Source organism: Streptomyces gardneri (genome assembly GCF_006539185.1).
Taxonomy (GTDB): Bacteria; Actinomycetota; Actinomycetes; order Streptomycetales; family Streptomycetaceae; genus Streptomyces; species Streptomyces gardneri.
Genome location: NZ_BJMN01000102.1, coordinates 1 through 8,962, shown reverse-complemented (window position 1 = coordinate 8,962; position 8,962 = coordinate 1). Strand labels below are relative to the sequence as shown.

6 protein-coding genes are annotated in these 8,962 nt (G+C 74.7%); all 6 read right to left on the bottom strand.

Features of this window, described 5'->3' with window-relative positions; translation table 11 throughout:
• Positions 1-40 precede the first annotated feature (40 nt).
• A complete protein-coding gene (locus SGA01_RS40290) occupies positions 41-703 on the bottom strand; it encodes a response regulator (RefSeq protein ID WP_055643306.1) in 663 nt (220 codons plus the stop codon).
• Positions 634-1,938: a sensor histidine kinase gene (locus tag SGA01_RS40285; protein WP_141303346.1), complete on the bottom strand. Its 1,305-nt coding sequence runs from the start codon at positions 1,936-1,938 to the stop codon at positions 634-636. Before SGA01_RS40285 ends, SGA01_RS40290 begins: the two co-directional genes overlap by 70 nt.
• A 72-nt stretch (positions 1,939-2,010) precedes the next feature.
• Positions 2,011-3,690 (bottom strand): AMP-binding protein, encoded by a 1,680-nt coding sequence (locus tag SGA01_RS40280; protein ID WP_141303344.1) that lies wholly within the window; start codon positions 3,688-3,690, stop codon positions 2,011-2,013.
• A 64-nt stretch (positions 3,691-3,754) separates the two neighbouring features.
• Positions 3,755-4,351, bottom strand: a complete 597-nt coding sequence (locus SGA01_RS40275; RefSeq protein WP_055646268.1) for a lytic polysaccharide monooxygenase auxiliary activity family 9 protein — start codon at positions 4,349-4,351, stop codon at positions 3,755-3,757.
• 148 nt (positions 4,352-4,499) lie between these two features.
• Positions 4,500-6,170, bottom strand: coding sequence for an SPFH domain-containing protein (locus SGA01_RS40270; RefSeq protein ID WP_141303348.1), 1,671 nt, complete (start codon positions 6,168-6,170; stop codon positions 4,500-4,502).
• Between the two features lie 1,102 nt (positions 6,171-7,272).
• Positions 7,273-8,787 carry a peptidoglycan-binding protein gene (locus tag SGA01_RS40265; protein ID WP_141303342.1) on the bottom strand — a complete coding sequence of 505 codons (1,515 nt, stop codon included), beginning with the start codon at positions 8,785-8,787 and terminating at the stop codon, positions 7,273-7,275.
• Positions 8,788-8,962 lie beyond the last annotated feature (175 nt).

Here is an 8,962-nt window from a genome sequence, read left to right as displayed (position 1 = left end):
AGACAGAGAAAGCCCCTCGCGGAAGCGAGGGGCTTTCTTGTCATGCCCGGAGGTAGGTGAGCACGGCGAGGACGCGGCGGTGGGTGTCCTCGGCCTGCGGCAGGTCGAGCTTGGCCAGGATGTTCCCGATGTGCTTGCCGACGGCGGCCTCGGTCACCACGAGACGGCGGGCGATCTCCGCGTTGGAGTGCCCCTCCGCGACCAGGCCGAGGACCTCGCGCTCGCGCGGGGTCAGCGCCTCCAGCGGGTCCCGGTGGCGGCGCAGCAGCTGCCGTACGACCTCGGGGTCGACGACCGTGCCGCCGTCGGCGACCTGGGTGAGGGCCTCGACGAACTCCTCGACCTGCCCGACCCGGTCCTTCAGGAGGTAGCCGACCCCGGTGCCGTCGCCCGAGTCGAGGAGGTCGGCGGCATAGCTGCGCTGCACGTACTGGCTGAGGACGAGCACCGGCAGGGCCGGCCGCTCGGCGCGCAGCGCGACGGCGGCGCGCAGCCCCTCGTCCTGGAAGCCGGGCGGCATCCGGACGTCGGTGACGACGATGTCCGGGTCGTGGGCGGCGACCGCCTCGCGCAGACCGTCGGCGTCACCGACGGCGGCGACGACCTCGTGGCCGAATCGGGTCAGGAAGCCGATCAGTCCCTCACGGAGGAGGACGCTGTCCTCGGCGAGGACGACGCGGAGCTTTCTCGGAGGGTGCGGCACGGGATCTCCACTCGGAGGACGGTCGGCCCGCCCGGCGGGCTCATGATCGTCAGTGTGCCATCGAGGACGGCGATCCGGTCGGCGAGTCCGGTGAGCCCGGTGCCGCGGGCCGGGTCGGCGGCCCCCCGCCCGTCGTCCTCGACGTCGAGCCGCAGGACGCCGTCCGCGTACCGCGCGGTGATCCTCGCCTGGGCGGCGCCGCTGTGCTTGCCGATGTTGGCGAGCGCCTCGCAGGCCACGAAGTAGCCGGCGCTCTCGACGGAGGCGGGCAGCCGGGGCAGGTCGACGTCGGTGTCGACGGGAACGGCCGAGCGGTCGGCGGCGTCGGCGAGGGCCGCGCCGAGGCCGTAGTCGGCCAGGACCTGCGGGTGGATGCCGTGGATCAGCTCCCGCAGCTCGGTCAGGACCTGCCCGGCCTCCGCGTGGGCCTTGGCCAGCTGGTCGGCGAGCGGCCCCGGCGGGGCGTCCAGGCGGGCGAGGCCGAGGGTCATGGTGAGGGCGACGAGCCGCTGCTGCGCCCCGTCGTGGAGGTCGCGCTCGATGCGGCGGCGCTCGGCCTCGAAGGCGTCGACGAGCCGGGCGCGGGAGGCGATGACCTCGCCGATCCTGCCGTCCCCCGCGTCGGTCTCGCGCGGGGCGAGCAGGGCCCGGGCGAGGGCGGCGCGGGCGCCGGCGACGGCGGCCAGGGGGTAGGCGAGGGCGACGAGGAGGAGGGCGCCGAGGAGCGCGGCGGCGAAGGCCTCGGGGTAGGAGGTGACCAGGTACGCCTTGACGACCTTGGCCTCGTGGCCGTCCACCGCCAGCTGGAGCGGGGCGCTGAGGAGGGCGAGGGGCAGGCCGACGCCGACGGCGAGCGCGATGAGGTCGAGCGGCCACAGGACGGTGGCGAGCAGCAGGCCGTAGCCGAGCTCGCGCCAGGTCGCCTGCTCCCCCACCCGGAGCCGGAGCCAGGCGGTCAGGCCGGGTGCGGCGGGGACGCGGTGCGGGTCGGGGGCCGGGTCCAGGTCGACGAGCCGCAGCCGGAGCCGCTCGACGGAGCCGAGGGCGAGCCCGGAGAGAAGGAGCAGCGGCAGCCCGACGAGGAGCAGCGAGAACACCCCGAGCACGAGGAGGACGAGACAGGCGAGGCCCCCGACGATCCCTCCGCCGGCGAGGTACCCGGCGGACCGCCAGGGCCAGGAGCCGAGCGGAAAGCGGGACCGGGTGAGCGCCTGCCAGGGATTACGGGGTTCCATGAGCGCCCACGGTAGGCGCGGGTCCGGGGGCGGGGCCATGGGTCTGGAGGGTGTGGCGGGGTAGGGCCGGCCCTACCCTCGGCGGCGGTCCCAGGTCGGGGTGCGGTCGTGGCGGGCGTACTGCTCCTGGAGTGCGGCGGTCGCCTCGGGGGTCAGGGGCTCGTACGGGCCGGTGGGGGCCGGGCGCCACCAGACGGGATCCCCGCAGAGGAAGGACTCCTCGCGCAGACCCACGCGGTGGATCTTGTTGGTGGCCGTCAGGGGCAGCTCCCGCGTCACGCGGACGAAGCGCGGCGGCATCTTCGTGCCCAGGTCCGGCTGTGCGGCGAGGAAGGCCGCGAACTCCGCCGGGTCGAAGACGGCTCCCGGGCGCAGGGCCAGCGCCGCCATGACCTGGTCGCCGGCCACCGGGTCCGGTATCGCGTACACCGCCACCCCGGCGGCCCGGTCCCAGCGGGCGAGGATGTTCTCGATCATCGCCGCCGCCAGGTTCTCGCTGTCGACCCGCAGCCGGTCGTCCGTGCGGCCGGCGAAGTAGAGGAAGCCGGCCTCGTCCCGGTAGAAGAGGTCGCCCGTCCAGTACCAGCCGCCGCGCAGCCGGACCGCCTCCGCCTCGGGGTTGCGCCAGTAGCCCTCGAAGGGGCTGCGGCCCCGGTTGACGAGCTCGCCGACCGCCTCGTCCGTGTTGAGGAGCCGCCCCTCGGGCGAGAAGCGGGCCGGTGCGCACTCCTTGCCGGTCTCGGCGTCCAGGACGGCCAGGTCGTCGCCGGGGGCGGCCCGCCCGATCGCCCCGGTCGGGGTGTCCGGGGTGCGCTGGATCGCCGCACCGCCCTCGGAGGAGCCGTACCCCTCGACGAGCGGGACCCCGAACCGCTCCCGGAAGCGGGCCGCGTCCACGGCCCCGGCCTCCGTGCCGAAGCCGAGGCGCAGCGCGTGCGCGTGGTCGTCCGGGCCGGGCGGGGTGGCGAGCAGGTACTGCACGGCCCGGCCCACGTAGGTGAAGTAGGTGGCGCCGAAGCGGCGTACGTCGGGGAGGAAGCCGGAGGCGGAGAAGCGGGCCCGCAGCGCCACTCCCGCCCCGGCGCAGAGCGCGGGCGCCCAGTCCGCGATCACCGCGTTGCCGTGGAACATCGGCATGCAGACGTAGTGGACGTCGTCGGGGCGTACGGAGAAGTGGGTCGCGAGCGAGGCGCCGGCCGCGGCCAGCCGTCCCTGGCTGCAGAGCGCGGCCTTGGGCGCGCCCGTCGAACCGGAGGTGAAGGAGAGCAGGAAGCGGCTGTCGGGGCGTACGGGACCGAGGGTGGCGTCTCCCGGGCGGGCGCCGTCGTAGGGCGCGAGAAGTTCACGGTAGGCGTCGGTGTCGGTGACGAGGATGCGCAGCCCGGGCAGCGGGAGGCCGTCGAGGAGCGGCAGGTGGGCGCGCTGGGTGACCAGGATCCGGCAGTCGGTGTGCCGGATGTCCCGGGCGAGTTCGGCGCCGCGCCGGGTCGGGTTGATCCCGGCGACGGCGGCCCCCGCGAGGGCCGCCGCGCTGAGCCAGAGCGGGTACTCCGGCGTGTTGTCGAGCAGGATGCCGAGGTGCGGCTCGCCCCCCGGCAGGGGTGGCATCAGGTCCACGAGCAGTGCGGCCCGCGCGGCGGCGCCCGCGGCGACCTCGTGGTGGCTGAGGGTGTGGTGCTCGTCCCTCAGGCCGATCCGGTGGTCGCCCCATTGGCGTCGTACGAGCTCCGCGACGGTGTCCGCACCTTTCATGGGCCGGACTGTAGCTGACGTACCGTCAGAACTGAACGGTGCCGATCCGGCCGATGGCCGGCCGTCAGAACTTGACGTCCGAGCAGGCGTAGAACGCGTTCGCGGTGTCCGCGATCGTCCACACCGCCAGGATCAGGTGACGGCCCGTCTTGCCCGCCGGGACGGTCCCGGAGTGCGAGAGGGTCGCCGGCGGCTGCTGGTTGTTGTAGGGGACGGTGAGGAACGGCTGGGGGTCGAGCGCGGCCCGGGTCAGCTTCTGACTCGGGTTCCAGCCGTTCTTGGTGATGTAGTACTTGAAGTCCGTGGTGCGGTGCCGGGCCGTGAACTGCCAGCGGAAGCTGTAGCTCTGCCCCGCCGTGAGGCTCGTCGCCGGCCAGGCGCCGCCCCGGGGGTCGTCGAGCTGGGCGAACTGCGTGAGCCCGGCCGAACAGATCTTGCCGTCGGCGGGACCGGCGGCGGGGAAGCCCTTGAGACCCTCGACCGACTGCGGCTCCCACTGTATGGAGCCGCAGTTGGTCACGGTGCCGTTGGCGCAGAGCTTCTGGCGGCTGATGGGCGAGTCGGTGTAGCCGTGACTGCCCGCGCTGCCGGTGGCGAGGAGGGAGGCGCCGGCGACGCCGAGCGCCACCACCGCCGCCCCGACTGACGTCTTCTTGCGCATGTGCATGCTGTCGCTCCAGGAGAACGTGGGGGAGTTCCGTTGGGCCGTGCGCACGCGTGCGGTCTTACCGGTTCTGCTTGTACGGGTGACTCATTTTGGTCTGGACCAAGTACCAAGGTATGGACGGAAGTTGAACATGTCCATCCCCTCAGGCCCCCTCGGCCGGAGCCGTCCTCCCCGTGTAGAACGCCACCGTCAGGTCCTTGACCAGCGCCTTGCGCTCGTAGTCGTCCAACTCCACCAGACCACGACTGGTCAGCCGGTGGACCACGTCGTCCACCGCGTCCACCACCGACGTCAGGACACTGTCCCGGTGCTTCGCGTCGATCGCCGCGATCCGGCGCCGCTGCATCGCCGCCGCGACCTCGGGGGCGTACTCGATACGCGTCGGCTGCGCCGAGAAGACGTCGACCCCGACCGGGGCGCACTCCGCCGACAGCATCCGCGTCAGCGCCTCGCCGACCGCCTCGGAATCCCGGAGCGTCGGGGCGTCCTCATGGAAGGCGTCCGCCGGAAGCTGCGACAGCACCCGGGCCATCGCCGCCTCCACCTGCTCCCGCAGGTACTCCTCGTGACCGTCGACCCCCAGCGCGGCGCGGACGGTGTCCCGCACCCGCCACACGACGAGGACGACGACGTCCAGGGCCGTGCCCTTCGCGTCGACCGCGGGCAGCGGCTCACTGCGCCAGTGACGGAGCCGGACGTCCACGCGACGACGGAGCAGGAGCGGGCTGACCCAGACCAGACCCGTCCGCCGGACGGTGCCGCGGTAGTCGCCGAAGAGCGTCAGGACCCAGGCGTAGCCGACCCGCCCACGGCCGAGGCCGCCGACCGCGAAGAGGGTGGCGAGGACACCGAGGGCGAGCAGCGCCCACTGGCCGAGGTGGATGCCGTGGTACGGGCGGGCCGGCAGCCGCAGCATCCGCGCCGCCTCCGCGGGCACGGCCCCGGCCGACCACACGACCGCCGCGCAACCGGCGAGCGCGAGGGCGCCACCGACCACACCGACCCAGCCGGGCAGCACCGCCCCCGGCTGCTCGACGAGATCGGGATCGGCGGTGGGAGCGGGGCGGGACTTCCCGGCCCGCGACTGCTCCTGGGCCTGGGCCTGCGACTGGTGCGGGGACTGCCCCTTGGCCTTGGACCCCGGCCGGTTCGCGGCCATCCCCTGGGACTGCGCCTGCGCCTGCTGCTCCGTCTTCGCGGGCCCCGGAATGGCGGCCTTGCCGTTCTTCGCGGGGGCGGCGGGCACAGCCATCGCGACGGTGTCCGGACCCCCGTCGTCCCCGTTCACACCAATGACCCCGGCGCCGCCCTCCGGCTCGTCCCGGAAGAGCAGGTGCACGGGGATGGAGCCGGTGGTCTCGGCCCCGATCACGTTCTTCCGCCGCGCGACCCGGACGACACCGGCGACCGGCACGGCGAGCGCGGCGACCCGCGCACCGGTGATCCGCCCGAAGTCGGGCACGTCGACACGCTCCTTGACCACGGAGACCTTGGCGGCGACCGGAGACACGGACGCGCGCCGGTCACCCGCCGGGGCGGGAGCGCCTGCCTGCGCCGGCTGAGCACCGGAACCGGCCGCCGGTCCGCTGCCGGGCGCCCCCGGCGGCACACCGGCGGAGGCCGACACGGCGCCGCGAGCCGACGCCGGGGCGGCCGGGGCCACTGCGGCCGCCGCACCGCCGACCGCCCCGGCGGGGTCGGACGCACGCGACCGTACGGCCCCGGCGGCGACCGGACCCGCCGGAGCCGGCCCCCGCGTCGCCACGCCGGTCACCGCGCCGGACGCCCCCGACTTCGTACCGCCCGCCGCCATCGCCGAAGGGGCGGGCGTGCCTGCCGCGGCGGTGGCCGAGGCGGCCACGCCGGGCGCCAGGCCCCCGGCCCGGGACTCGGCCAACGGGCCCGGCGGGGCGGAGGTCGTGGCCGTGGGCGGGGCGGAGGTCGTGGCCGTCGGCGAGGTGGATGCCGTAGCCGTCGACGCGGCGGATGCCGTGGCCCTCTGCGCGGCGGCGGACGCGGGGTCCGCCGTGGCGGGTGATGCCGGAGCGCCCGCCGGGGAACGGCCCGACGGCGAAGCCGTGGACGTGGGCGAAGCCGTGGACGTGGACGTGGCCCCGGTCGATGTCCCGGCCGGGGCCGGGGGGCGATCCGAGGCCAAGACCCAGTACGGGTCGGTGGCCGAAGCCGTGCCGGTCGGCGTCCCGGCCGAGGCTCGGTACGGGTCAGTGGTCGAAGCCGTGGGCGCAGCTCCGGTCGCGGTCCCGGCGGGGACCTCGGGGCGATCCGAGGCCAAGACCCAGTACGGGTCGGTGGTCGAAGCCGTGGGCGTGGGCGGAGTCCCTGCCGAAGTCCGGTCCGTGGCCGAGGCCGTGGCCTGTTCCGTGGCCGAGGCACAAACTGGAGGCGCAGCCCCCGCCGAAGCCTCGGCCGTGGCCGGGCCCGTAGCCGAGACCCCTGCCGGAGGCGCAGCCGGACCCCCGGCCGGACCCTCAGTCGCCGTCCCGGCCGGACCCTCAGTCGCCGTCCCGGCCGGGGCCGTGGGCGCAGCCCCGGCCGCAGGCTCGGCCGAGGCCCGGTCCAGGGGCGCAGCCCCGGGCGAGACCGGTGCCCCGCCGACGGCCGCAGGCCGGTCCGAGGCCGAGGCCCAGGCCGTGGGCGCAGCCCCGGACGCGAGACCACCCGGGGGCGTTCCCGAGGGCGCAGCCCCGGCCGCGGGACCGGCCGGCGCGCGGTCCTGGGCCGGCGCGGCCGGGGGTGTCCGTGTCGGATCCCCGCTCTGGGGTGGTGACGTGCGGGGAAGGGTGCCGTCCGTCAGGCGTCTGGCCGTGCGGGCCGCGTCACGCGAGGCCGCCGCGCCGGAATCCGCGGGGGTCGGGGTCGATGCGGTCATTCGGGTCCACCTCATGCTCTCGGGGTCATCGGAACAAGCGCCGCCAGGTCTCCGGGCCCGGGTAGCCGTCGGCCGTTCCGCCGCGCCAGCCCTGAGCCCGCTGGAACGCCTCGACGTTGCGGCGGTCCGCCTCCGTCCAGCGCGGACCGGGTCCCGACAGGTAGTGCTTGCCGAAGCCCCGCTTCACCAGTTGTTTGCCCAGCTTCTCCACATATGCGTTGGATTGGCCCGGACGGAAGTAGCCACGCCCGGGGAACCCCGTCGCATTCGCGCTCGAACCGCCCGAACCACCCGATCCGCCGATGTCCTTGCCCCCGCCGGTCACGAGGAGCTTCCACGTCTGCGGGCCGGGCAGGCCGTCCGCGTCCTTGCCCTTCCAGCCCTGCGCGAGCTGGAACGCCTGGGTCGCCCGCCGGTCCGCCGCGCCCCACTTCGGGCCGGGCCCCTTGCTGTAGTACGTCTTGCCGCCGCGCTCGATCAGGAGCTTCCCGAGCTGGGTGATGTAGGCGTTGTCGGCGCCCGGACCGAACTTCCGTGCCCCCGGGTACGGCGTCGCCGGCTTCGGCGTCGCGGTCGACCCTCCGCCGGTCGTGCCGCCGCCGCTGCCGCCGCTGACCACGCCCTTGTAGCGATAGGCCACGTACCGGTCGGAGTTCTCCCAGTACGCCATGGGCGTCGCCTGCTTCCGCGTGCGCGGCTTGGTCTGCTCGTACGCGATGTACGAGGTGTGGGTGTAGTCGGTCCAGCCGCCGAAGATCGTGACGTGCGAGCCGCGCGTCGGGTTGGCCGGGTTGTGGAACAGCAGGATGTCGCCGGGCTGGAGCTCGGTGCGGTCGATCCGCTCGGCGAAGCGGTCGAGGCTGCCGGTCCACTCGTTGCTGCGCAGGTTCCAGGCCATGGAGATGTAGCCGGAGCAGTCCTGGCGGTATCCGTCCGACCAGTACTTCTCCATCGAGTACGGGACCTGGGCCGTCACCCACAGCTTGGCGCGGTTGATGATCTCGGCCCGGGTGGTCTGCCTCAGGGTGTCCGTCGAGATCTGACTGGTCGTCGGGGTCGTGCCCGTACCGGTCCCCGTGCCCGGGGGCGGGGTGGGGGTCGCGGAGGGGCCGGGGCCCGGCGCTCCGTGCAGCGGCCCCCGCCCGCCCTGCGGGGTCTCCGGCCCGGGCCAGGGGGTGACGGGGGCGGCGGCGTCCGCGGTGACCGACCGCTCCCGCAGGACCGCCGTGTCCACGCCCGCGCCCACGTCCGTACCCACTGCCGCCTCGGGGCCCGGGGTCGCGTCCGCCGGGGTGAACGGGCCCGTCGGGCCGACCGGCTCCATCGGGTGCGAGAGGGCCGTCGCCGCTCCCACCCCTCCCCCGCCGAGGACCACTCCCGCCGCCGTCACCAGCACCAGCGCGCGGCGCGCGCCGTGCGCCGCCGGGTGGCCGCCCGCCCGCACGGGCAGGCCAAGCGCGAGGCCACGGCGCTGCTGGGCGCAGCCCGGGCAGCCGCAGTCGGCCGCGGGTTCGAACTCCTCGAAGACCGGCACGCTCATGCGATTCCCCTCCACACTCGTCAAGATCTTTTGACCCTCGTTTCGGGCGTCAGTGTCTCAACTGTCTGGACAAATCGCATTTTGACGGATCGAAGGGCCAGTACGACCATCCGACAGGCCGGACGCGATCGATATTGGTCAGGAGCACCCCTCCAGGTCGGGTAGAGTTCTCTTT

Bases quoted from the DNA above. Each gene is read 5' to 3' on its own strand.
- SGA01_RS40285 (WP_141303346.1), bottom strand. From the start codon at position 1,938: ATGGAACCCCGTAATCCCTGGCAGGCGCTCACCCGGTCCCGCTTTCCG.
- SGA01_RS40280 (WP_141303344.1), bottom strand. From the start codon at position 3,690: ATGAAAGGTGCGGACACCGTCGCGGAGCTCGTACGACGCCAATGGGGC.
- SGA01_RS40275 (WP_055646268.1), bottom strand. From the start codon at position 4,351: ATGCGCAAGAAGACGTCAGTCGGGGCGGCGGTGGTGGCGCTCGGCGTC.
- SGA01_RS40270 (WP_141303348.1), bottom strand. From the start codon at position 6,170: ATGGCGGCGGGCGGTACGAAGTCGGGGGCGTCCGGCGCGGTGACCGGC.
- SGA01_RS40265 (WP_141303342.1), bottom strand. From the start codon at position 8,787: ATGAGCGTGCCGGTCTTCGAGGAGTTCGAACCCGCGGCCGACTGCGGC.